Source organism: Pseudomonas sp. IT-347P, assembly GCF_949768005.1.
GTDB lineage: Bacteria > Pseudomonadota > Gammaproteobacteria > Pseudomonadales > Pseudomonadaceae > Aquipseudomonas.
In genome coordinates this window covers 561,136-584,409 of sequence record NZ_CATKPQ010000044.1, presented here as the reverse complement: position 1 = coordinate 584,409, position 23,274 = coordinate 561,136, and the positions used below count along the sequence as shown (strand labels likewise).

The window sequence follows — 23,274 nt, the reverse complement described above, 5'->3', positions numbered from 1 at the left end:
TCTTTCGAAATTTTCTTCGTGCTATCAGATGCTTGCGTCGATTAAAGCGGTACACCCAGACGATTGGCGACTTCTTCGTAGGCTTCGATAACGTCACCGAGGCCCTGGCGGAAGCGGTCCTTGTCCATCTTCTTCTTGGTGTCCTTGTCCCACAGACGGCAACCGTCCGGGCTGAACTCGTCACCGAGGACGATGGAGCCGTCGCTGAACACGCCGAATTCGAGCTTGAAGTCGACCAGCAGCAGACCGGCGTCGTCGAACAGCTGGGTCAGCACTTCATTGACCTTGAGCGACAGTTCTTTCATGCGAGCCAGTTGCTCGGCGGTGCCCCAGCCGAACGCCACAACATGGGATTCGTTGATGAACGGATCGCCCTTGGCGTCGTCCTTCAGGAACAGCTCGAAGGTGTAAGGGTTGAGCTTGAGGCCTTCTTCGACGCCCAGACGCTTGACCAGGCTGCCGGCAGCGTAGTTACGCACGACGCACTCGACCGGGATCATGTCGAGTTTCTTTACCAGGCACTCGTTGTCGCCCAGCAGTTTGTCGAATTGGGTCGGTACGCCGGCCGCTTCGAGTTTCTGCATGATGAAGGCGTTGAACTTGTTGTTGACCATGCCTTTGCGGTCGAGCTGCTCGATGCGCTTGCCGTCGAACGCCGAGGTGTCGTTGCGAAACAGCAGGATCAAGCGGTCAGCGTCATCGGTCTTGTAAACCGATTTGGCTTTGCCGCGGTAGAGTTCTTCACGTTTTTCCATGATGGGCTCCGCTTGCTAAGTAGGTGGGCTAGGCGATGTGGCGCCAGTCGAGCCCTGAATCTTGATCGGCCAGTTGCAGCCAGTCCGGGTCGCACCCGAGGGTGTCGACAAAACATTGCCGGGCCAGCTGCGGCAGGTTGTTCTTGCTGCTCAGATGGGCGAGGACCAGGTGTTGCAGACCCTGCCAGCCCAACTCGGACACCAGGAATGCCGCCTGATGGTTGTTCAAATGTCCCAGCTCGCCGCCCACCCGCTGCTTGAGAAAGTACGGGTAATGACCACGGGCCAGCATGTCGCGGCAATGGTTGGACTCGATCATCAACGCATCGAGGTCCCGGTAACCGTCCAGCACCCGCTCGCAGTAGGACCCCAGGTCGGTCAGCAGGCCGAAGCGCCGCTGCTCGTGATCACTGAAGACGTACTGGGTCGGCTCCTGCGCATCATGGGCCACGGCAATGACCCCGATGCTCAGTGCACCGATCTGCAGCTGCTCGCCACCGGCGAGAAAGCCTGCGGGTTCAATCGGTTTGCGCATCCCGCGCAGTGTGCCGCGACTGAGGTAGACCGGTAGATTGTAGCGCCGAGACAGCAAACCCACGCCATGCACGTGGTCGGCATGTTCGTGGGTTACGAGTATCGCGCTCAGTTGCGCCGGGTTCACACCCAGGCGCAACAGGCGTTTTTCGGTTTCCCGCAGGGAAAAACCACAATCCACCAGCACATACGTATCAGCACTGGCGATCAGCGTGCCGTTCCCTTGGCTACCGCTGCCGAGAACGGCAAAACGCATGATTGATCAGCCCAGGTTGTCCTGAATCACGCTCAACACTTTGCGCGCCACTTCAGCCGGCGCGACGGTGTTGATGTTTTTCTCGACGGTCACCTGAATGTTCTCGCCAACCTTGCTCAGGCGAACCTGATAACGCTCGGCACGGGCTTCAACCTCTTCCTTGCTCGGCGCGCTGCCGAACAGGCTGCTGAAGAAACCAGGCTTGTCGTCTTTCTTCTCGGCCTTTTCGGCCAGGTTGATGTAGTACAGGCCCAGGCTGCGGTTGATGTCTTCAACGCGCCATTCGCCTTGTTCCAGTGCACGGCCAACGCTTGACCAGGCGCGGTCCAGATCGGTACCGACGTTCAACACCGGGTTGCCGCTGCCGTCTTCGCTGAGGCTGACACGGCTCGGCGTATCGAAATCACGCGAGGCCAGCATCGACACCGAACCGCCCTTCTCGGAGATCCGGCTCATGCTCGCGAGCATGTCGTCGACCAGCGCCGCGTCCAGGCCAGTGTTGACCGAACGGTTGGTGAAGGCGACGTCGGCAGTGCTGCCGGCAGGACGCTCGGCGCTGACCACGTAGACTTCACTGGTGTTGCGCTGCACGCCCGGCTCGATCCGCACACGCACGCGGGTTTCGCTGTCGCTGGCGATACCGGCGGCGCTCAGGCGTTTGGCCATGGACGCGGACAGTTCGTCAGAGTGCTGCCAGGTGGTGGTGAATTCACCGGTTTGCGGGCGCTGCTCGTCCAGACGGAAACCGTTGTCCTGGAAGAACTGCACTGCCACTGGCCAGACTTCGGCCGGTGGGTGCTGGGCCACGACCCAACGCGAGTCACCGCTCTTCTGCAGCGAGTAATCGCTGGCATCGGCAACGGTCGACAGCGGCTGAGGACGCGGCACAATGTATTCGCCCTTCTCGGTGTCATCAGCGACGTTACGCGGGATCGGCAGCAGCGGATCCAGACGCTTGGACGTGCTGACTTCCGGCGGCAGTTGCATCGGTGCAGTCTGTTGCGCTTGCAGGTAATCGCTACCACGGTCGCGGAAATAACCTTCCGGCCCCCAGACCCATCCGCAGCCACTGGTGCTGGAGATAATCAAGGCAAGTGCGGAAAGTCCGGCCATTCGCTTCATGCGTTGTATTTCCTCAATTAAACCAGGACGCTGCACTGGCGCAGGGCCGAGCGGAGCGTTTCGTGACAAGGTGCGCTCAGCCAGGTCAATGGCAGGCGGATGCCTTCGTGCATCAGGCCCATTTCCACCAAAGCCCACTTCACCGGAATCGGGTTGGCTTCGATGAACAGGTCTTTGTGCAGCGGCATCAGTTTTTCGTTGATTGCCCGTGCGGTGTCGGCGTCGCCCTTGAGCGCAGCCTCGCACAGGTCGGCCATTTCGCGCGGCGCGACGTTGGCGGTAACGGAGATATTGCCTTTGCCGCCCATCAGGATCAGTTCGACTGCGGTCGGATCATCGCCGGACAGGACGATGAAATCCTTGCTCACGCCATCGATGATCGCTTTGGCGCGTTTCAGGTCGCCGGTAGCTTCCTTGATGCCGATGATGTTCGGCACGGTGGACAGGCGGATCACGGTCTCGGCCTGCATGTCGCAGGACGTGCGGCCAGGGACGTTATAGAGAATCTGCGGAATGTCGACCGCTTCAGCGATGTGCTTGAAATGCTGGTACAGACCTTCCTGAGTCGGCTTGTTGTAGTACGGAACGACCAGCAGGCAGGCATCGGCGCCGGCTTCCTTGGCGTTGCGGGTCAGCTCGACGGCTTCGCGGGTCGAGTTGGCGCCAGTACCGGCGATGACCGGAATGGCCCCGGCAACCTGTTTGACCACGGCTTTGATGACGGCAATGTGTTCTTCTACATCAAGGGTTGCCGACTCGCCGGTCGTACCGACTGCGACAATGGCATGGGTGCCGTTCTTGAGGTGGAAGTCCACGAGTTTGCTGAGGCTGTCCCAGTCAAGACGCCCTTGTGCATCCATGGGAGTGACCAGTGCCACCATACTGCCCGCAATCATGAAACCGCTCCTGCCGGAAAAAGAGAGCGGTAATGGTACTGGCGCCAAGATGCTTGCACAAGCGAAGTACTGCGCTGCCGCCATTCCCCTTGGCGCCGCTTTTCGCTACCCTTCAGACTTTGATCGGTACTGATCAGCTTGTACACCGGGTTCCAGCCTCCCTTTGTGGCCTCCCAGACCTCGTTCCTGCGTCGCATCGAGGCGCTCCCGCTACAGTGGAGCGAGCCGCGAGCGCTTGCCGGGGTTCTTTATATGGACAGCCGAACAGGCACTTCCCGGTGGCCAACGCCCGTAAACCTACCGACCGCTCATCGCTTTAGGAATGCTGCATGTCCACCCCCACAGTTCGCGAACAATTCCTTGTCATCAGTGCCCTCGGCGCCAACCCCATGGAGCTGACTAACGTCCTGTGCCGCGCCAGCCATGAAAATCGCTGCGCCGTGGTTACTTCGCGTCTGACTCGCCATGGCGAGTGCAGCGCGTTGGTCCTTGAGGTCTCCGGCAGCTGGGACGCTCTCGCCCGCCTGGAAGGCAGCCTGCCGGGCCTGGCCAAGAAACACGCCTTTACCGCCAATGTGGTGCGCAGCGCGCCGCTGGAAAATCGTCCGCAGGCCCTGCCGTATGTGGCGTATGTCAGCTCGGCGTATCGCCCGGACATCATCAATGAGCTGTGCCAGTTCTTCATGGATCACAATGTCGAACTGGAAAACCTGACCTGCGACACGTATCAGGCGCCGCAGACCGGCGGCACCATGCTCAACGCCACGTTCACCGTGACCCTGCCGGCCGGCACCCAGATCAGCTGGCTGCGCGACCAGTTTCTCGACTTCTCCGACGCGATGAACCTGGACGCGCTGATCGAGCCTTGGCGCCCACAGAACCCAATGTAAGGAAGCTTTCATGGCCGTTGTCATCGACCAACCGGTTGCCGATTTCGAAGCACCTGCCACCAGCGGGCAGACTGTCAAGCTGTCTGCCCTGAAGGGCAAGCAGGTGGTGATCTACTTCTATCCGAAGGACAGCACCCCGGGCTGCACGACTCAGGGTCAGGGCTTCCGTGATCAACATGCAGCGTTCAAGGCTGCCAACACAGAAGTCTTCGGCATTTCGCGCGACAGTCTGAAGTCCCACGAGAACTTCAAGGGCAAGCAGGAATTTCCCTTTGAGTTGATCAGCGACAAGGACGAGGCGGTTTGTCAGCTGTTCGACGTGATCAAGCTGAAGAAGCTGTACGGCAAGGAATACCTGGGCGTTGATCGCAGCACTTTCCTGATTGATAAGGACGGTGTGCTGCGTCAGGAATGGCGCGGCGTGAAAGTGCCGGGGCATGTGGATGCGGTTCTGGCAGCTGCTCAGGATCTGAATAAAGCCTGATGGTTTTGCGTCGCCCTCACTGACGCCTTCGCGAGCAAGCTCGCTCCCACATTGGATCTGTGGCGCTCACAAGTCCAATGGGGAGCGAGCTTGCTCGCGAATGGGCCCCAAGTGTCACCAAACAATTTGCATCAACCGCTACAGCAGTGGCGCCACCACCGGTTCCTTGCGCGGCCATGCATCGAGTACAGCCTTGAACAGCGTCGCCAGCGGGATCGCAAAGAACACGCCCCAGAATCCCCACAACCCGCCAAACAACAGCACCGCGCAGATGATTGCCACCGGGTGCAGATTGACCGCCTCCGAGAACAGCAGCGGCACCAGCACGTTGCCATCCAGTGTCTGGATGATTCCGTACACCGCCATCAAATAGATGAACTGATCGCTCCAGCCCCACTGGAACAATGCGATCAACAGCACCGGCACGGTCACCACCACTGCGCCCACATACGGCACCACCACCGATACACCGACGAGTAACGCCAGCAGCGCCGCATAGTTGAGTCCGAGGGCGACAAACGCGATGTAGGTCACCCCGCCGCAAATCACGATTTCGATGACCTTGCCGCGAATGTAATTGGCAATTTGCCGGTTCATCTCCTGCGCCACCCGAGTGATCAGCGCACGTTCACGCGGCAGATAACCGCGTACCCACTCGCCGATCATGGCCCGATCTTTCAGGAAGAAAAACACCAGAATCGGGACCAGCACCAGATAGATCATGATGTTCACCAGCAGCGGCAGACTCGACAGCGAGAATGTCAGCGCCCACTGGCCGAACTTGCCGATCTCGCCGCGCGCCGCTTCGATCGCCTGCAGCACTTGCTCGTCGGACACCAGGTGCGGATAGCGTTCCGGCAACAGCAACAGCAGCGACTGCCATTTGGCGAGCATGCCCGGCAGCTCGTTGAACAGCGTGATCAACTGATGCCAGAGCAACGGCAGCACCACGACAATAAACAGCATCAGCACGCCCATGAACAACGCGAACACCAACCCTACCGCCATACCACCCGGCACGCGCAGACGTTCGAGCGTGACCACCAGGCCCTGCATCAAATACGCCAGCACCATCCCCGCCAACACCGGCGCGAGCATGCCGCCAAGCGTGAGCACCGCGGTAAAGGCGAGAAACAGCAGCACCGCCAGCACCACGGCTTCTTCGTCGGAGAAGTAGCGCTGAATCCAGTCGCGTAACACTTTGAACATCAATAATCCTTAGATTTAACGCTGTCGGCTTCAGGCCTTTTTCAACCAGTAACGGTAGACGCCTGCGTCGTCTTCTTCGCGCAGCAGCGTATGACCGGCTAATTTGGCAAAGGTGCGGAAGTCGCGCTGCGAACCTGCGTCGGTCGCGATGACCTTGAGGATGGCACCGCTCGGGAGTTTGTTGAGTTCCATTTTTGCCTTGAGCAACGGCAATGGACAATTCAGGCCACTGGCGTCCAGTTCCACGTCATGGGCTACAGCGTCAATCATTCCATCACTCCGGTTCAGGTCGTCGAGCTGCCTAGAATATCTGGTCGCAGCTCCGGTGTCCGGCTACAGTAAGGTCTTTGTCTTCTAAGGCTTTGTGCATGACTTTTCTGCGCCCTACCCTGCTGACGCTCGCTTGCCTGCTCGCCTCACCAGGCTTTGCCGACGATCTGCCGTCACTCGGCGACGCCAGTTCTGCCATTGTCTCGCCGCAACAGGAATACCAGCTGGGCCGCGCCTGGCTGGCCATGTTGCGCAGCCAGGTTTCACAGCTCAACGATCCGCAACTAAAAGACTACGTCGAATCCAGCGTGTACAAGCTGGTGGAGACCAGCCAGGTCACTGACCGACGCCTTGAATTCATTCTGATCAATAGCCCGCAGCTCAACGCTTTTGCAGCGCCGGGCGGCGTGGTCGGGGTCAACGGCGGCTTGTTCCTCAATGCGCAGACCGAGGGTGAATACGCTTCGGTACTGGCGCACGAACTGGCGCACTTGTCGCAACGCCACTTCGCGCGAGGCGTCGAAGCCTCGCAACGGATGCAGGTGCCGATGATGGCCGCGCTGCTTGCCGGGATCGTCATTGCGGCAGCCGGCGGCGGCGATGCCGGAATCGCGACCATCGCCGGTACGCAGGCCGCAGCGATTCAGTCGCAACGCACCTTTTCCCGCCAGAACGAACAGGAAGCCGACCGCATCGGCATCCTCAATCTGGAAAAGGCCGGGTATGACCCGCGTTCGATGCCAACCATGTTCGAACGCCTGATGCGCCAGTATCGTTTCGACGCCAAGCCGCCGGAATTCCTGCTGACCCACCCCGTGACCGAATCGCGTATTGCCGACACTCGCAACCGTGCCGAACAAGCCAAACCGGGCGGCATTGAAGACTCCAAGCGCTATCAGTTGATCCGCGCCCGTGTGCAGTTGATCTACGAAGAAACCCCGGGCCTGGGCGCCAAGCGTTTCCGTGCGCAGCTGGATGAAAATCCGAAAAACGACGTGGCGCGCTACGGTCTGGCGATTGCGCAGATCAAGGGCGGCCAGTTGAATGAGGCGCGCGAGAACCTCAAGCAACTGTTGGCTACCTCGCCAAACGAAATCATTTACAACCTCGCCCAGGTCGACCTCGACATTACCAATAATCGCCTGCCCGACGCGCAATCGCGGGTTGACCGGATGCTCACGCAATATCCGGGCAACTATCCGCTGAATCAGGTTCGCGTCGATCTGCTGCTGAAACAGAATCGCGCTGCCGATGCCGAGAAAGCGCTGGAAGCGCTCCTCAAATCACGCCCGGATGATCCGGACGTCTGGTATCAGGTCGCCGAGACTCGCGGCTTGTCGGGCAACATCATCGGCCTGCATCAGGCGCGTGCCGAGTATTTCGCGTTGGTTGGCGATTATCGTCAGGCGATCCAGCAGCTCGATTTTGCCAAGCGCAAGGCCGGCAGCAACTTCCCGTTGTCGTCTCGCATCGACGCCCGCCAGCGCGAGCTGATGGAGCAGGAACGCATGATCAAGGACATGATGGGCTAAGCCTCAAACCATCCAGACAAAAGCTTCAGGCATAAAAAAACCGCCTCTTTCGAGGCGGTTTCTTTTTTACCCTGGCGCTGGATTATTCAGCCAGCTTGAAGGTGATGAAGCTGGCACGACCTTGACGCAACACACGCATCGACACCGAACGGTTCTTCGGCAGCGCCTTGGCGATCTCGCCGAACTCCTTGCTGGAGCCGATGGCCTGGTTGTTCAGGTGCGTGATCACATCACCTGGCTGCAGGCCGATCAACGCCGCAGGACCGTCCTGCACTTCCTTGATCACCACACCACCTTTGAGGTCGTAGGTTTTCTTCTGCTCGGCGGTCAGCTCGCCCACCGACACGCCGAGGCGGTTGCTGGTGCTTTCGGTGCCCGACTTCGGCAGTGCATCCAGCTCTTTGTCTTCGTCAGGGATCGCGCCGACGGTCAGCTCGACATTCTTGCGCTTGCCTTCACGAATCACTTCCAGATTGGCTTTGGCACCCGCTTTCAGTGCGCCGACCAGATGCGGCAGGTCAGCAGACATAACGATCGGCTGGCCGTTCATGCTCAGGATTACATCGCCGACTTGCAGGCCACCCTTCGCTGCCGGACCATCGTCCTGAATCTGTGCCACCAGCGCGCCAGCCGGCTTATCCAGACCGAACGACTCGGCCAGATCCTTGTTCACTTCCTGGATGACCACACCGAGCCAGCCGCGGCTGACCTTGCCACCGCTCTTCAGCTGATTGGACACATCCATCGCCACGTCGATCGGGATCGCGAACGACACGCCCATGAAACCGCCCGAACGGGTGTAGATCTGCGAGTTGATGCCGACCACTTCACCATTCAGGTTGAACAGCGGACCACCGGAGTTGCCCGGGTTGATCGGCACGTCGGTCTGAATGAACGGCACATAGTTTTCGTTCGGCAGGCTGCGGCCGACGGCGCTGACGATGCCTTGGGTCACGGTGTGGTCGAAGCCGAACGGCGAACCGATTGCGACAACCCACTGACCGGCTTTCAGGTCCTGGGATTTGCCCAGTTTGAGCACCGGCAGATCTTTGCCTTCGATTTTCAGCAACGCCACGTCGGAACGTGGATCGGTGCCGATCAGCTTGGCTTTCATTTCACTGCGGTCGGCGAGGCGGACGAGGATTTCGTCGGCATCGGCGATCACGTGATTGTTGGTCAGGATGTAGCCATCCGAAGAAATGATGAAGCCCGACCCCAGCGACTGCGCTTCACGCTGACGATCACCACGCGGCGAGCGCTGCTGAGGCGGCATGCCACGCTCGAAGAACTCGCGCAGCATTGGTGGCAGGCCTTCCAGATCGGGCATCTGCTGGTTCACTTTGCGATCCGGCAGTTTTTGCGTGGTGCTGATGTTCACCACCGCCGGCGAAGCTTGTTCGACCAATTGGGTGAAGTCAGGCAGATCGGCTGCTTGCGCAGCAGGCACCGCCTGACCGAGCAACAGCACGGTGGCGAAAATGGAGAGACAGGATTTCAAACTTGGTATCGACATACAGCTCCCGTTACGACGAGCAGGGTTAAGCGATATGGAGCAAGGAACACCGGAAACCACCGACCGGCATTTTTGTTCCGGGAACAACAAACAAGGCCAGAGCCGTGAGGCTCTGACCTATAAAAAATTTTCGGAGTATTTGCAAATGAAAATGCTCAGCAAACATTTCATCCACATCTCGACGAAGAAGTGGTAATGACTGAAGTCAGCTCACTGCTTGCTGGTCGCAGTGCCATCGGTATTACGCATCGACAGAGCAATTCGTTCGGCGGTGCCAATCGGAATCTCGCCAACCACCGTGACCATCATTTCGCCCTCGGGCGTGGTCAGGCGACGGGAAACGGCAACGGTCGGGCCTAGCTGAGTCCGGGTATCGGTAACCGTTGCACCATTCAACGGTTCAAGGAACACCGAGAAACGCGCCAGACCATCGTCATACATCAGACTGTTGACCTGTGTCTTGGTTTCCGGATCTTTGTGCGAGGTGCTGCTGGTCAATTCAAAACCCGGTGGCAGCCATTCAGAGTGCCAGACCTGAGCGGTCTTGATCGCCGAGGCTTTGTCCCTGTCGAGCGTAATCGCTTTACAGTCGGCATCGGCCTGCAGATCTTTGTCTGACGGAACTTCGTCAGTATCGAGACTGGTGAACTGGAAGCGTTCGAGCAACTGCCCCTTGTCGTTCAGCAGTAACGATTTCAGCGGTAAACCGGTTTTCATGTCCAGATGCAGTTCGAAGCCGTAACGATGCTGATCACGAGGTGTCAGCGATACGATCACCGCGTCTCGCCCAGCCACACGCGACTTGCCTATGACGGCAAGGTCATACCAGTTTTTCAGCTTTTGCGGATCGAGAGGACGAGCGGCTGAGTTGGGAGAATCCCCCAGACCGGCAATCAGGGTGCCGCTGACGCATTGAGTATGTCCATCAATGCGCACGACCTCCTGTGCCGAACCGTCGAGCTGAAGCAAACGCTCGCGGACCTGGCCATTCTGGACGCGATGCCAGATGTTATGAGTAGAGAAACTACCGTTACGCTCGTAAACGAAAGTACCGTGAAAGCTCTGCTGCTGCTCAGCCTGGCCCAGACGGGTCAACCAGTCCTGGGCCTCTTCAGCGTGGGCTGGAACAACAAACCAGCCACTGAGCAGAAGCGAAAGTAGAGGTATGGCGCGCATGATCCTCCTTAACGGTTTTCCAGGCTTGCTGCACGTGCGTATGGCAACGCGCTTTCAGTACCTTTCAGTGCAGCCTGCTGAGCGTGCTGGCGCAAGTAACCTGGCAGACGCTGATCGTGCCAGCCTGGCTGACCTTGCAGTACGCCGTTAGCCATAGGACCAGTCGCTTCCGAACTCTCGCTATAGCCCGCCAGAACAGCCGGACCCTTGACCTGTGGAGTAGCCAGGGTTGTCTGACTGGATTGCTGAGCCAGCTCGACACCAGCGATTTCGTCCTGGTTGTACAGGCGAACACCGGCCAGAACGGCAACAGTCACCGAGGCTGCAACAGCCAGACGGCCAAGGTTGCGCCATGGGCTGCGAGATACTTTGGCCGGAGCCGTTTCGTCTTCCAGTGCAGCAGATACTGCCGCAGCGATATCCAGACGTGGAAGCAGCAGATCCTTGTGCATGGCTGCCCGAGCGATCTGGTAACGAGCCCAGGTCTCACGGGTATCAACATCATCCAGTGCATTGAGCACTCGACGCAATTCCAGTTCGTCCGCTTCGTTATCCATCACTGCGGACAGCGATTCCTGCAGGGCTTCACGACTCATGGCGTTCCTCTCTTGGCTGTCGCCGCTGTCTCAGTTTTCCTGCAACAACGGCTGCAGGGCTTTATCGATGGCCTCCCGGGCGCGGAAAATCCGGGAGCGCACGGTACCCACCGGACATTGCATGACGCTCGCAATGTCCTCGTAACTCAGACCATCGAATTCACGTAAAGTTAAAGCCGTACGCAAATCTTCTGGCAGTTGCTGAATGGTTCGATGGACAGTGCCTTCGATCTCATCCCGCAGCAGTGCACGTTCTGGTGACTCGAGATCCTTGAGGCCATGATCGCCATCGTAGAACTCTGCATCTTCGGAACTTACATCGCTATCCGGCGGCCGGCGGCCGCGTGAAACCAGGTAATTCTTTGCCGTGTTGATGGCAATACGGTACAGCCACGTATAAAACGCACTGTCGCCGCGAAAGTTTCCAAGTGCTCGATACGCCTTGATAAAGGCTTCCTGAGCCACGTCCTGGGCTTCATGGGTGTCGTGCACGAAACGCACGATCAACCCGAGAATCTTGTGCTGATACTTCAGCACCAACAGATCGAAAGCTCGCTTGTCGCCGCGTTGAACGCGCTCGACCAGCTGCTGATCCTCTTCCTGGGTTAGCATGAACACTCCTCGATAAGCCCGAAGGAGACTTGCATAACTAAACGACCAGACTTGCAAACATAGACTCGGGCTTTTCGCAAAAGTTCTCCCCCTCCAGGCAAGTTTCCTGCGGGCTCTGATTTGGCACGCACGAAAAACGCAGCTCGGGATAAACCGGCTGCGCGAATAATCTTGTCATCGGTTTCGCCGGCAGGAATCCAACCGCAGATTCCGCACTGAAGCCGACACTGTCCCTTATCTCTGGCACCGACTATTGATCTTGGGCCTTTGGCAAAAGTTCCAATTATTTATAGCCGCCGCCACCCGACATTGGGCAACCCTGTGCAGAAAAAGTCTGTTTCAGCAGCGATACAGTCGTCTTTTGCCCAAACGAGGGAGAAAAACTTCCGACGAAGCACACGGATTTTTCAGTCACAGTAGTTTCACAATGCCATATCGGCCCGGCTATTGTGCCGCTCCCCCCCTCTATATACTAGTGGGCTGTGTGGCTGTCTTGACTCGCCGATCCAGCTGTCTTGCCCCACCCCCGACCCGGGTCGCTTTGAGCGGAATCCTGTAATGAGCCAACAATTCCAACATGATGTTCTGGTCATAGGCAGCGGCGCTGCCGGTTTGAGTCTCGCGCTGACCCTGCCGGGTCATTTGCGCATTGCCGTATTGAGCAAAGGCGATCTCGCCAACGGTTCGACCTATTGGGCCCAAGGTGGCGTCGCCGCCGTGCTCGACAACACCGATACTGTCGAATCCCATGTCGATGACACCCTGAACGCCGGCGGTGGCCTGTGCCACGAAGACGCCGTGCGCTTCACCGTCGAGCACAGCCGCGAAGCCATTCAATGGCTGATCGACCAGGGCGTACCGTTCACCCGCGACGATCAGTCCGGCACTGAAGACGGCGGATTCGAGTTCCATCTGACCCGCGAAGGCGGCCACAGCCACCGCCGCATCATCCATGCAGCCGATGCCACTGGCGCTGCCATCTTCAAAACCCTGCTGGCCCGGGCCAAAGAGCGTTCGAACATCGAACTGCTGGAGCAACGGGTGGCCGTCGACCTGATCACCGAACGGCGTTTGGGCATGGACGGCGACCGTTGCCTCGGCGCCTATGTACTCAACCGCAAGACCGGCGAAGTCGACACCTACGGCGCACGCTTCGTGATTCTGGCCTCGGGCGGTGCCGCCAAGGTCTATCTCTATACCAGTAACCCCGACGGCGCCTGCGGTGACGGCATCGCCATGGCCTGGCGTTCGGGTTGCCGGGTGGCGAACCTGGAATTCAACCAGTTCCACCCGACCTGCCTGTATCACCCGCAGGCCAAGAGTTTTCTCATTACCGAAGCCCTGCGCGGTGAAGGCGCCCACCTGAAACTGCCTAACGGCGAACGCTTCATGTCTCGTTTCGACAAGCGCGCCGAACTGGCACCGCGCGACATTGTTGCCCGAGCCATCGACCATGAAATGAAGCGTCTGGGTGTCGACTGCGTCTATCTCGACATCAGCCACAAGCCCGAAGCGTTCATCAAGACCCATTTCCCGACTGTTTATGAGCGCTGCCTCGGGTTCGGCATCGACATCACCAAGCAGCCAATCCCGGTCGTACCCGCCGCGCACTACACCTGTGGCGGCGTGATGGTCGATCAAAACGGTCGTACCGACGTACCCGGTCTTTATGCCATCGGCGAAACCAGTTTCACCGGCCTGCACGGCGCCAACCGCATGGCCAGTAATTCGCTGCTGGAATGTTTCGTCTATGCGCGTTCGGCTGCGGCGGACATTCTCGCGCAACTGGACGATATCACCGCGCCAAACGCCCTGCCCGTCTGGGATGCCAGCCAAGTCACCGACTCGGACGAGGACGTGATCATCGCGCACAACTGGGATGAACTGCGGCGGTTCATGTGGGACTACGTCGGGATCGTGCGCACCAACAAGCGCCTGCAACGGGCCCAACACCGCGTACGTCTGCTGCTGGACGAGATCGACGAGTTCTACAGCAACTATAAAGTCAGCCGCGACCTGATCGAGTTGCGCAACCTGGCACAAGTCGCCGAACTGATGATCTGCTCAGCCATGGAGCGCAAGGAGAGTCGCGGCCTGCATTACACCCTCGACTACCCGGACCTGCTGCCCGAAGCGCTCGACACTATTCTGGTGCCGCCCACCTACGCCGGCTGAACTTGAGCCGTACTCGCAGGCGCCGGTGCAAGTCCGCCGCCTGCGAGTCCCGCGGCACGCAGACCGATCTGACCCGCCATTCCCCACGCAATCTGAACCGCAGCACCACAATCAGCGGTAGCGCGAGACTGTCCGGGCGCAGCTGCACCGCCTGCCAGCCCTCCGCCTGATTCCACAACTGCCAGCCATCGGCGTCCCGGCGCAATCCGCGAAACGCCGTGGGATGACTTAGCAGAATCTGTCGAGGCACCACCCAGAAACCGTGAAGCAGGCAAGCGCAAGCCCCGAGCAGACTGGCCCAGAGTGGAATGGAAAACAGAAACAAGGAGCCCAGTGCGAACGCCTGGGCCGACAGATACGCCGCCAGCAACTGCCGTGAGGCATGCCAGCGGCATTCGAACGCATTACTTGGGCTGGACACGGTCCAGGATCATGCGAACCATGCGCTGCAGTTCCGGGTCTTCAGACTCGCTGCGCTCCATGAACCAGCCGAACATGTCCTGATCCTCGCACTCCAACAGGCGAACATACAACGCACGATCCACCTCGTTCAGATCGGCATAAACCTCTTTCACGAACGGCACCAGCAACACGTCAAGCTCAAGCATGCCGCGACGGCTGTGCCAAAAGAGGCGATTCAGTTCAACTTGTTCGACCATGGAGCCCTCCTCAAATTTGCCGGCAAGTATACAGCCCCAAGGCGGGTCGCACAGTCGGCTTTGGTCGGGCACCACCGATCCTTTATCAACTACCCATTTCAACCATGCCCCCTTATGATGTGCCCCAGTCTATTTACCCTGCGATGACCCATGGCCGATTCTGCTTTTTTCTGCACCCTGTCTCATGAAGGCGTTCTCGCGGTCCGCGGCGCGGATGCCGGAAAATTCCTGCAAGGCCAGTTGACCTGCAACCTCAATTACCTGAGCGAAAGCCGCGCCAGCCTCGGTGCTCGTTGCACGCAGAAAGGCCGGATGCAGTCGAGCTTCCGCATTCTGCTCGAAGGCGACGGCGTGGTGCTGGCGATGGCCAGCGAGCTGCTTGCACCGCAACTGGCGGACCTGAAAAAGTACGCGGTGTTCTCCAAATCGAAACTGACCGACGAAAGCGCCGCCTGGGTGCGCTTCGGCCTGAGGTCGGGCGACGCCGCTCTGAGCAGCCTCGGCCTGGATTTGCCAGACGAAACCGACAGCGTTGTGCGTAACGAAGGCCTGATCGCCATTCGCGTCTCGCCCGATCGCGCCGAACTCTGGGCACCGGCCGATCAGGCTGACGCGCTCAAAGCCAAACTGGCCGCAGCCCTGCCGGAAGCCGAGCTGAATCAATGGCTGCTGGGCCAGATCCGTGCCGGTATTGGTCAGGTCATGGCGAGCACCCGCGAGCTGTTCATCCCGCAGATGCTCAATCTGCAGGCGGTCGGTGGTGTGAGTTTCAAGAAAGGCTGTTACACCGGCCAGGAAATCGTCGCGCGCATGCAGTACCTGGGCAAACTCAAGCGTCGTCTGTATCGCTTGAGCCTGGATGCTGCTGATTTGCCGGAGCCTGGCACACAACTGTTCGCGCCAAGCCACAACAGCTCCATCGGCGAAGTGGTGCTCGCCGCCCATGCCGGGCAAAACATTGAACTCCTGGCGGTGCTGCAGGCCGAAGCTGCCGAAGCCGGTGATTTGCACGTGGGAGCCCTTGAAGGCCCGGCGCTGCACTTGCTCGACCTGCCTTACGAACTGGATCGCGACCGCGAAATCCAGCGCTGATCGCAGCATTTGTTGCAACACCCTAGAGAGTTTAAATGAGCGAACTGGCGGAAAAAGTCCAACAGGATTTGGTTGAGGCCATCGATAACGATGACCTGGTTCTGCCCACGTTGCCGGAGGTGGCCCTGCAGATTCGCAAGGCCGCTGAAGACCCGGAAATCAGCGTCAGCGACCTGAGCAAAGTGATCGGTCGTGACACGGCACTCTCGGCGCGCCTGATCAAAGTGGTCAACAGCCCGCTGCTGCGCGCCGCCCAGGAAGTCACCGACCTGCACACCGCCATCACCCGGCTGGGCATCAACTACAGCAGCAATCTGGCGATCGGTCTGGTGATGGAGCAGATCTTCCACGCGCGCTCCGAGGTGGTCGAACAGAAGATGCGCGAAGTCTGGCGCAAGAGCCTGGAAATCGCCGGCGTCAGTTATGCACTGTGCCGCCGCTACACACAACTCAAACCCGATCAGGCTGCGCTCGGCGGACTGGTGCATCAGATCGGCGTGCTGCCGATTCTGACCTACGCCGAAGATCACTACGAGCTGCTGTCGGATCCGGTCAGCCTCAACCATGTGATCGATCACATTCATCCGTTACTGGGCGACAAGTTGCTGCGCGTGTGGGAGTTTCCGGAGCGGCTGGTGGAGTTGCCGGGGCTGTATCAGGACTTCAAACGCGACTCGGCTGACATCGATTATGTCGATCTGGTGCAGGTGGCGAGCCTGTATTGCCACAAGGACACTGATCATCCGTTTGCGCGGATTGATCCGCTGAGTGTGCCGGCGTTCAGAAAGCTCGGGATTGATCCGGAAAACAAAGCGCTGTGTGAAGATCTGGAAGAATCGCGGACGATGTTTTACTGATCCGGGACCGCGCCGCAATCACCCGCCAATAAAACTGACCCGCACCTTCAACCCCGCCTGCTCGCCATCATGCAAGGTGATCTGGGCCAGATGCGCCCGGCAGATTTCGCCGACAATCGCCAGCCCCAGCCCTGAACCTGCCACCTGTTGATTGCGCCGGTAGAACCGCTCGAACACGCGATCGCGATCCTCCAGCGGGATACCCGGCCCGTCATCTTCAACCTCAAGCACCGCCGGCGCCGTTACCCGCAAAATCACATTGCCGCCTGGTGGCGTGTGCGCCAAGGCGTTATCCACCAGATTGCTCAGCAACTCATTCAGCAACGTTGGCTCACCGCGCAGCCACACCGGCTCGTCCGCCTCCAGCGCCAGTGCCACCCCGCGCTTGTGCGCCAGTGGCGCCATGGCCATGCCCAGTTCCCGGGCCAATTGACTCAGATCGAGCAACTGCGCGCCGCCCTCGGCAATCGCCCGGGCACCGTTCTCAACACGCGCCAGCGACAGCAACTGATTGGCCAGATGCGTCAGGCGATCAGTGCCTTGTGCCGAGGATTCCAGTGTCGAACGCCAGACCTCGGCATCGTTGGAGCGCAGACCCAATTCAAGCCGGGCCTTGAGCGCTGCCAAGGGTGTGCGCAATTCATGGGCCGCATCAGCAATGAACTGCGCCTGCCGTTCGAACTGCCCGCGCAAGCGCTCGGTGAAATGATTGAGCCCGCGCACCAGCGGCCACAGCTCATGCTGCACTTCAACCAGTGGCAGCGGGCGAAGATCGTCGGGCTGGCGTTCTTCCACCGCCGTGCGCAGGCGCTCCAGCGGGCGCAATGCGGCACTGACGGCGAACCAGACCAGCAACAACGCACCGATCGCCAGCATGCCCAGGCGCAGCAAGGTATCGGCGGCCAGACTGCGCGCCATGCTCACCCGCGCTTCGTCGGTTTCGGCCACGCGGATTTCCGCCATGCCGTTCATGTTCGGCTCGGAAACAGCCTTGAGCAGGCTGACCACGCGCACGTTCTGACCGTTGTAGGTGGCGTTGTAGAAACGCGCCAACGCAGGATAACTGTCCGTTCGCGGCGTTCCCGGCGGCGGACCGGGAAGGTTCTCGTAGCCGGAAATCAGCTTCTGATGGATGTCGTTGACCTGATAGTAAATTCGTCCGGCGCTGTCATAAGCGAAGGTATCGAGTGCCACGTAAGGGACATCAGCGCTCAGTGTGCCGTCGCGTTGCGACAGCCCCGCGGCGATGGTCCGCGCCGAAGCCAGCAACGTGCGGTCGTAGGCGGTGTCGGCGGCTTCGCGACCATTCCAGTACGCGCTCAAGCCGCTGGCGAGCATCAACACCACCAACAGCGATGCGAGGTTCCACAGCAACCGCCAGCGCAGGCTGCTGGGCTTATGCATCGCGACTTTCCAGCAGATAACCCAGCCCACGGAACGTTACGATCGCCACCGGTTGGCCGTCGAGTTTCTTGCGCAAACGATGCACGTAGATTTCGATGGCATCGGGACTGGCCTCTTCGTCGAGGCCGAACACCTGCGAGGCCAGTTGCTCCTTGCTCATCACCCGTCCCGGTCGGGCGATCAGCGCTTCCAGCACCGCTTGCTCACGGGACGTCAACGTCAGCAATTCTTCGCCAAGGGTGAAGCGCCGGGTGTCGAGATCATAGGCCAGCACGCCACAGCGCTGCTGGCGCTCACCGCCAAGTACGCTGCGCCGCAGCAAGGCTTTGACCCGGGCTTCCAGCTCGGTCAGTTCGAAAGGTTTGGCCAGATAATCGTCGGCGCCCAGATTGAGGCCATGGACGCGATCCTTCACATCGCTGCGTGCCGTCAGCATCAACACCGGCAGATTCTTGCCGCGTGCGCGCAAGCGCGCGAGTACTTCGAAACCGTCCATGCGCGGCAAGCCGACATCGAGGATCGCCACAGCGTATTCCTCACTGCCCAGCGCCAGGTCGGCGGCCACGCCATCGTGCAACACATCCACGGTCAGACCGGTGCTCTTGAGCGCCTGCGCAACGCTTTCGGCCAGTTGCAGATGGTCTTCGACGAGCAGAACACGCATGGATTTTTACCTCGTTCGGGGATGGCCAACGCCACGCTTTGCCGCGGAGTTTACAGCCGCGACCGCCGCTGTGAAGCCCGAAAATCTTGAAAACCCGTTGAAAGGTTAGCGAAAGGTTAGCTGGTTAGAGTCGGCCCACGGACAGTTCCGACTACCGTCGCTGATGCCACACAGCGCAACGAAAAACGCCTCGAAGCGTTTTCGACCCATAAAAACAATAAACGGAGTACACCCGCATGCCGTCCATGCAGCCTCAGGCGTCCACGCCTGCTCGCCCTTGCCGTTTCAGCCACACCGCCCTCGCCAGTGCCGCCGCTTTTGTCGATGGCAGCGCCCCGTATCTGATCAACTTCGTGCAGATCAACGCCTTCGCCGGTGCTGAAGAACGTTCCTGAAAATCAAAAGGTCGCCGCCTGCGGCAGCTCCCGCAAAGCCCCTACAACAAGAAACCGTGGAGAAAACCATGAACCTGTCACTGCGTAAAGTCGCTATAGCCGCTGGCGTAATGCTGTTTGCCGGCCAACTGATGGCCGAACCGAAACGTCCGGAATGTATCGCCCCGGCCTCCCCCGGCGGTGGTTTCGACCTGACCTGCAAACTGGTGCAAAGCGCACTGGTCAACCAGAAACTGCTGAGCAAACCGATGCGCGTGACCTACATGCCCGGTGGTGTCGGCGCGGTGGCCTACAACGCCGTGGTCGCGCAACGTCCGGCCGATGCCGGGACGCTGGTCGCATGGTCGAGCGGTTCGCTGTTGAACCTGGCCCAGGGCAAGTTCGGTCGCTTCGATGAAACCAACGTGCGTTGGTTGGCAGCCGTCGGCACCAGCTATGGCGCCATCGCAGTGAAAAGCGATTCGCCCTACAAAACCCTCGACGATCTCGTTCAGGCGCTGAAGAAAGATCCAAGCTCGGTAGTGATCGGTTCCGGCGGTACCGTCGGCAGCCAGGACTGGATGCAAACCGCACTGATCGCCAAGGCCGCCGGGATCAACCCGCGTGACCTGCGTTACGTTGCGCTCGAGGGTGGCGGCGAAATCGCCACCGCCCTCCTCGGCGGGCACATCCAGGTCGGCAGTACCGACATCTCCGACTCCATGCCACATATCCAGAGCGGTGACATGCGTCTACTCGCGGTTTTCGCCGACAAACGTCTCGACGAGCCGGAAATGAAAGACATCCCGACCGCTCGCGAGCAAGGCTACGACATCGTCTGGCCAGTGGTGCGCGGTTTCTACCTGGGGCCAAAAGTCAGCGATGAAGACTATGCCTGGTGGAAAGACTCGTTCGACAAACTGCTGGCCTCCGATGAGTTCGCCAAACTGCGCGATCAGCGTGAACTGTTCCCGTTCGCCATGACCGGCCCGGAACTCGACACCTACGTGAAGAAGCAAGTGGCGGACTACAAAGTGCTGGCCAAAGAGTTCGGCCTGATTCAGTGATCGCCTCTTTCTAGCGGCTGCGTTCCCGGTGACGGGGACGCAGCACAGGAGCTCCCATGCTTATTCAACGCATTTTCGCCTCGGTGTTGTTGCTGGTCTGTGCCGGCCTGGCACTGATGGCGTGGCCGTACCAAGCGGCTTTTTCCTACGAACCGGTGGGCCCGCGCGCCTTCCCTCTGCTGATGCTCGGCCTGATGGGCCTGGCGCTGCTGTACATGGTGTTTCGCCCGGCGCCAATCAAACACAGCGAAGACGAGCCGCCACTGGATCGCGAAACCCTGACCAAGATCGCCATCTGCGTTGCGCTGTTGCTGGTGTTCGCCGGCCTGTTTGAACCGCTGGGTTTCATCCTCAGCAGCATGCTCATCGGCATTCCGATGGCGCGTCTGTATGGCGGTCGCTGGATGCCGAGTGTGGTGGTAACCACGCTGATGGCCATCGGTCTGTACCTGCTGTTCGACCGTGTGATGGACGTTCCGCTGCCCCTTGGCCTGCTCGACGTGCTGGAGAACTGATATGGATACCCTCGGTTATTTGGGTCAAGGCTTCGGCGTCGCGCTGAGCCCGTACAACCTGGTCACGGCCCTGACCGGCACACTGATCGGCACCGTCGTCGGCCTGCTGCCGGGCCTCGGCCCGATCAACGGCGTGGCCCTGCTCATTCCGATTGCCTTCGCCCTCGGCCTGCCGCCGGAGTCGGCACTCATCCTGCTCGCGGCGGTGTACCTCGGCTGCGAATACGGTGGCCGGATCAGCTCGATCCTGCTGAACATTCCGGGCGAAGCATCGACCGTAATGACCACCCTCGACGGCTACCCGATGGCGCGCAAAGGCCTCGCCGGTGTGGCGCTTTCACTGTCGGCGTGGAGTTCGTTCATCGGTGCGTTTATCGCCACCTGCGGCATGGTGCTGTTCGCACCACTGCTGGCGAAATGGGCGATTGCCTTTGGCCCGGCGGAATACTTCGTGCTGATGGTGTTTGCGATTGTCTGTCTCGGCGGCATGGCCGGTGATCGACCGTTGAAAACCTTCATCGCAGCGTTGATCGGCCTGTTCCTGTCGAGTGTCGGCATCGACGCCAACAGCGGCGTATATCGCTTCACCGGCGACAACATTCACCTGACTGACGGTATTCAGTTCGTCGTGCTGGTGCTGGGCCTGTTCTCGGTCAGCGAGATCCTGTTGCTGCTGGAGAAAACCCATCGCGGCCAGGAAGCGGTGAAAGCCACCGGGCGAATGATGTTCAACTTCAAGGAAGCCTCGTCGGTGTTCGTGGTGAACATCCGTTGCGGCCTGCTCGGCTTCATCATGGGCGTATTGCCGGGTGCCGGCGCGACGCTGGCCAGCGCCGTGGCTTATATGACCGAAAAACGCATCGCCGGTGCCAGCGGCAAATTCGGTCAGGGTGATGCCCGTGGCCTTGCCGCCCCCGAAACCGCCATCGGTGCCTCGGCCTGTGGCGCGCTGGTGCCAATGCTGACGCTGGGTGTGCCAGGTTCGGGCACCACAGCAGTGATGATCGGCGCGCTTTCGTTGTACAACATCACCCCAGGCCCGCTGCTGTTCCAGCAACAACCGGACATCGTCTGGGGCCTGATCGCCTCGCTGTTCATCGCCAACATCATGCTGGTGATCCTCAACATCCCGATGATCCGCATCTTCACCCGCATCCTCGCCGTGCCTAACTGGGCGCTGGTGCCGGTGATCGCGATCATCACCGGGATCGGCGTTTACGCGGTGCACGCCACCACGTTCGACCTGTTCCTGATGGTCGGTATCGGCATCTTCGGTTACATCCTGCGCAAGCTCGATTTCCCGCTGTCGCCGGTGCTGCTGGGCTTTATCCTCGGCGGTCTGATGGAGCAAAACCTGCGGCGGGCGCTGTCGATTTCCAACGGTGCGCTGGAAATCCTCTGGTCGAGCCCGATCACCTTCGGTGTCTGGGTGCTGACCGCGATCATGCTGCTGATGCCGCTGCTGCGCATCTGGCGCAAACGCTCGGTCGCGCGTCGCGCCATCGCCGATGTTTGATCGCGCCTCACTGAAATCCTGGTGGGGAACCCCGCTGGTCGGTCTGCTCGGCGGTTACCTCGCCAGCCAGATCGGCTGGCCACTGCCGTGGATGGTCGGCTCGTTGCTGGCGATCATCCTCGTGCGCTGCCTGACCCCTTGGCAACTCACGGAAATCCCTGGCGGCCGCAAGTGCGGCCAGTGGATTGTCGGCATTGGTATTGGCCTGCACTTCACCCCGGTGGTGATGGAACAGGTGCTCAGTCATTTCGGTTTGATCTTCTTTGGGGCGCTGGTCACCAGTGTCTCGGCGGTGGTCGGCGTATGGTTGATGCGCCGCACCGGCGAGGATCGCGCCACCGCGTTTTTCTCGAGCATGCCCGGCGGCTCCGGGGAGATGGTCAACCTCGGCGCGCGCAATGGCGCGATGCTCAGTCATGTTGCGGCAGGGCAAAGTTTGCGCGTGTTGGTGGTGGTTTTGTGTGTGCCAGCGGCGTTCAAGTACCTGCTCGGCGATGGCAACCCGATTTCCCACGCTGGCAGCGTCGATTGGCGCTGGCTGGCGATTTTGTTTCCGGCAGGCGGTTTGCTCGCGTGGCTCTGGCAACGTTTGCGCCAACCCAATCCGTGGCTGTTCGGGCCGTTGCTGGTGAGTGCGGCGGTGAGCATTGGCTGGGATCTGCACATCGGTTTGCCCAATGGCGGCAGTCAGATTGGTCAGTGGTTGATTGGCAGCGGTTTGGGTTGCCACTTCAACCGGCAATTCTTCCGCCGTGCGCCTTCATTCATGGGGCGGACGTTGATTGGCACGGCGTTGACCATGTTGATCGCGACGTTGGCGGCGTTGGGGCTGAGTGCGCTGACTCATCTGGATTTGCGTTCGCTGACGCTCGGCATGATGCCGGGCGGGATTGCCGAGATGAGTCTGACGGCGGAGACCCTGCAATTGTCGGTGCCGCTGGTGACGGCGATGCAGGTGATGCGGTTGTTGTTTGTGCTGTTTCTGGCGGAGCCGTTGTTCAAGTACTGGAATCGTCATCCCGAGTAAGACCGAGTTGCCCTTTTCGCGAGCAGGCTCACTCCTACAGCGGAACGCATTTCAACTGTAGGAGTGAGCCTGCTCGCGA

25 protein-coding genes are annotated in these 23,274 nt (G+C 59.9%); 11 read left to right on the top strand and 14 right to left on the bottom strand.

Translation table 11 applies throughout. The features are described 5' to 3' along the window. Nucleotides 1-41 precede the first annotated feature (41 nt). From purC to dapA, 4 genes are read right to left on the bottom strand one after another with little or no spacing between them, the layout of a single operon-like run. A complete protein-coding gene (gene purC / locus ACM6IV_RS19055; protein WP_414871177.1) occupies nt 42-755 on the bottom strand; it encodes a phosphoribosylaminoimidazolesuccinocarboxamide synthase in 714 nt (237 codons plus the stop codon). 28 nt (nt 756-783) lie between these two features. Then, nucleotides 784-1,545 carry an MBL fold metallo-hydrolase gene (locus tag ACM6IV_RS19050; protein WP_414871176.1) on the bottom strand — a complete coding sequence of 254 codons (762 nt, stop codon included), beginning with the start codon at nt 1,543-1,545 and terminating at the stop codon, nt 784-786. Nucleotides 1,546-1,551: 6 nt separating this feature from the next. Further along, entirely contained in the window at nt 1,552-2,667 is a 1,116-nt protein-coding gene (bamC, locus tag ACM6IV_RS19045; protein ID WP_414871175.1) for an outer membrane protein assembly factor BamC, read from the bottom strand. 17 nt (nt 2,668-2,684) lie between these two features. After that, nucleotides 2,685-3,563 (bottom strand): 4-hydroxy-tetrahydrodipicolinate synthase, encoded by an 879-nt coding sequence (gene dapA, locus ACM6IV_RS19040; protein ID WP_414871174.1) that lies wholly within the window; start codon nt 3,561-3,563, stop codon nt 2,685-2,687. A 329-nt stretch (nt 3,564-3,892) separates the two neighbouring features. Between dapA and ACM6IV_RS19035 the strand changes: the two genes are divergently transcribed. After that, nucleotides 3,893-4,453 (top strand): glycine cleavage system protein R, encoded by a 561-nt coding sequence (locus ACM6IV_RS19035; RefSeq protein ID WP_034153153.1) that lies wholly within the window; start codon nt 3,893-3,895, stop codon nt 4,451-4,453. Nucleotides 4,454-4,463: 10 nt separating this feature from the next. Next, nucleotides 4,464-4,937 (top strand): peroxiredoxin, encoded by a 474-nt coding sequence (locus ACM6IV_RS19030; protein WP_414871173.1) that lies wholly within the window; start codon nt 4,464-4,466, stop codon nt 4,935-4,937. 138 nt (nt 4,938-5,075) lie between these two features. On the opposite strand, the gene ACM6IV_RS19025 is transcribed toward ACM6IV_RS19030, so the two are convergent. Then, nucleotides 5,076-6,146: an AI-2E family transporter gene (locus ACM6IV_RS19025; RefSeq protein WP_414871172.1), complete on the bottom strand. Its 1,071-nt coding sequence runs from the start codon at nt 6,144-6,146 to the stop codon at nt 5,076-5,078. A 30-nt stretch (nt 6,147-6,176) separates the two neighbouring features. Then, the gene (locus ACM6IV_RS19020; protein ID WP_414871171.1) at nt 6,177-6,416 is read right to left on the bottom strand and encodes a sulfurtransferase TusA family protein; all 240 of its coding nucleotides are present in this window, start codon (nt 6,414-6,416) and stop codon (nt 6,177-6,179) included. Nucleotides 6,417-6,514: 98 nt separating this feature from the next. Here ACM6IV_RS19020 and ACM6IV_RS19015 point away from each other — a divergent pair, with 98 nt between their 5' ends. After that, complete coding sequence (locus ACM6IV_RS19015) at nt 6,515-7,948, top strand: M48 family metalloprotease (RefSeq protein ID WP_414871170.1); 1,434 nt, start codon at nt 6,515-6,517, stop codon at nt 7,946-7,948. Between the two features lie 82 nt (nt 7,949-8,030). On the opposite strand, the gene ACM6IV_RS19010 is transcribed toward ACM6IV_RS19015, so the two are convergent. From ACM6IV_RS19010 to rpoE, 4 genes are all read right to left on the bottom strand, one after another. Further along, nucleotides 8,031-9,461, bottom strand: a complete 1,431-nt coding sequence (locus ACM6IV_RS19010) for a DegQ family serine endoprotease (RefSeq protein ID WP_414871169.1) — start codon at nt 9,459-9,461, stop codon at nt 8,031-8,033. 210 nt (nt 9,462-9,671) lie between these two features. After that, a complete protein-coding gene (locus ACM6IV_RS19005) occupies nt 9,672-10,637 on the bottom strand; it encodes a MucB/RseB C-terminal domain-containing protein (protein ID WP_414871168.1) in 966 nt (321 codons plus the stop codon). Nucleotides 10,638-10,645: 8 nt separating this feature from the next. Further along, a complete protein-coding gene (locus ACM6IV_RS19000; RefSeq protein ID WP_116028859.1) occupies nt 10,646-11,233 on the bottom strand; it encodes a sigma-E factor negative regulatory protein in 588 nt (195 codons plus the stop codon). A 30-nt stretch (nt 11,234-11,263) separates the two neighbouring features. After that, complete coding sequence (rpoE, locus tag ACM6IV_RS18995; protein WP_003172477.1) at nt 11,264-11,845, bottom strand: RNA polymerase sigma factor RpoE; 582 nt, start codon at nt 11,843-11,845, stop codon at nt 11,264-11,266. A gap of 558 nt (nt 11,846-12,403) precedes the next feature. On the opposite strand from rpoE, the gene nadB reads away from it, so the two are divergent. Further along, nucleotides 12,404-14,020: an L-aspartate oxidase gene (gene nadB, locus ACM6IV_RS18990; protein ID WP_414871167.1), complete on the top strand. Its 1,617-nt coding sequence runs from the start codon at nt 12,404-12,406 to the stop codon at nt 14,018-14,020. Here nadB and ACM6IV_RS18985 read toward each other — a convergent pair. After that, nucleotides 13,989-14,441, bottom strand: coding sequence for a protein YgfX (locus tag ACM6IV_RS18985; RefSeq protein WP_414871166.1), 453 nt, complete (start codon nt 14,439-14,441; stop codon nt 13,989-13,991). The two genes, nadB and ACM6IV_RS18985, sit on opposite strands and share 32 nt — an antisense overlap. Continuing rightward, complete coding sequence (locus tag ACM6IV_RS18980; RefSeq protein ID WP_095049216.1) at nt 14,425-14,679, bottom strand: succinate dehydrogenase assembly factor 2; 255 nt, start codon at nt 14,677-14,679, stop codon at nt 14,425-14,427. The genes ACM6IV_RS18985 and ACM6IV_RS18980 overlap by 17 nt, the downstream gene beginning before the upstream one ends. A 150-nt stretch (nt 14,680-14,829) precedes the next feature. On the opposite strand from ACM6IV_RS18980, the gene ACM6IV_RS18975 reads away from it, so the two are divergent. Continuing rightward, nucleotides 14,830-15,771, top strand: a complete 942-nt coding sequence (locus tag ACM6IV_RS18975; protein WP_414871165.1) for a YgfZ/GcvT domain-containing protein — start codon at nt 14,830-14,832, stop codon at nt 15,769-15,771. Nucleotides 15,772-15,806: 35 nt separating this feature from the next. Beyond that, the gene (locus tag ACM6IV_RS18970) at nt 15,807-16,628 is read left to right on the top strand and encodes an HDOD domain-containing protein (RefSeq protein ID WP_414871164.1); all 822 of its coding nucleotides are present in this window, start codon (nt 15,807-15,809) and stop codon (nt 16,626-16,628) included. A gap of 18 nt (nt 16,629-16,646) precedes the next feature. Here ACM6IV_RS18970 and ACM6IV_RS18965 read toward each other — a convergent pair whose 3' ends face one another. Together ACM6IV_RS18965 and ACM6IV_RS18960 are read right to left on the bottom strand one after the other, a co-directional pair. Further along, nucleotides 16,647-18,032 carry a sensor histidine kinase gene (locus tag ACM6IV_RS18965; protein WP_414871163.1) on the bottom strand — a complete coding sequence of 462 codons (1,386 nt, stop codon included), beginning with the start codon at nt 18,030-18,032 and terminating at the stop codon, nt 16,647-16,649. After that, nucleotides 18,025-18,696, bottom strand: a complete 672-nt coding sequence (locus ACM6IV_RS18960; protein WP_007911422.1) for a response regulator — start codon at nt 18,694-18,696, stop codon at nt 18,025-18,027. The genes ACM6IV_RS18965 and ACM6IV_RS18960 overlap by 8 nt, the downstream gene beginning before the upstream one ends. A gap of 236 nt (nt 18,697-18,932) precedes the next feature. Here ACM6IV_RS18960 and ACM6IV_RS18955 point away from each other — a divergent pair, with 236 nt between their 5' ends. From ACM6IV_RS18955 to ACM6IV_RS18935, 5 genes are all read left to right on the top strand, one after another. After that, entirely contained in the window at nt 18,933-19,091 is a 159-nt protein-coding gene (locus ACM6IV_RS18955; RefSeq protein ID WP_414871263.1) for a hypothetical protein, read from the top strand. A gap of 68 nt (nt 19,092-19,159) precedes the next feature. Continuing rightward, entirely contained in the window at nt 19,160-20,137 is a 978-nt protein-coding gene (locus ACM6IV_RS18950) for a Bug family tripartite tricarboxylate transporter substrate binding protein (protein ID WP_414871162.1), read from the top strand. 56 nt (nt 20,138-20,193) lie between these two features. Next, nucleotides 20,194-20,652: a tripartite tricarboxylate transporter TctB family protein gene (locus ACM6IV_RS18945; RefSeq protein WP_414871161.1), complete on the top strand. Its 459-nt coding sequence runs from the start codon at nt 20,194-20,196 to the stop codon at nt 20,650-20,652. 1 nt (nt 20,653) lies between these two features. Continuing rightward, the gene (locus ACM6IV_RS18940; RefSeq protein WP_007911435.1) at nt 20,654-22,168 is read left to right on the top strand and encodes a tripartite tricarboxylate transporter permease; all 1,515 of its coding nucleotides are present in this window, start codon (nt 20,654-20,656) and stop codon (nt 22,166-22,168) included. Beyond that, the gene (locus ACM6IV_RS18935) at nt 22,161-23,195 is read left to right on the top strand and encodes an AbrB family transcriptional regulator (protein ID WP_414871160.1); all 1,035 of its coding nucleotides are present in this window, start codon (nt 22,161-22,163) and stop codon (nt 23,193-23,195) included. The genes ACM6IV_RS18940 and ACM6IV_RS18935 overlap by 8 nt, the downstream gene beginning before the upstream one ends. Nucleotides 23,196-23,274 lie beyond the last annotated feature (79 nt).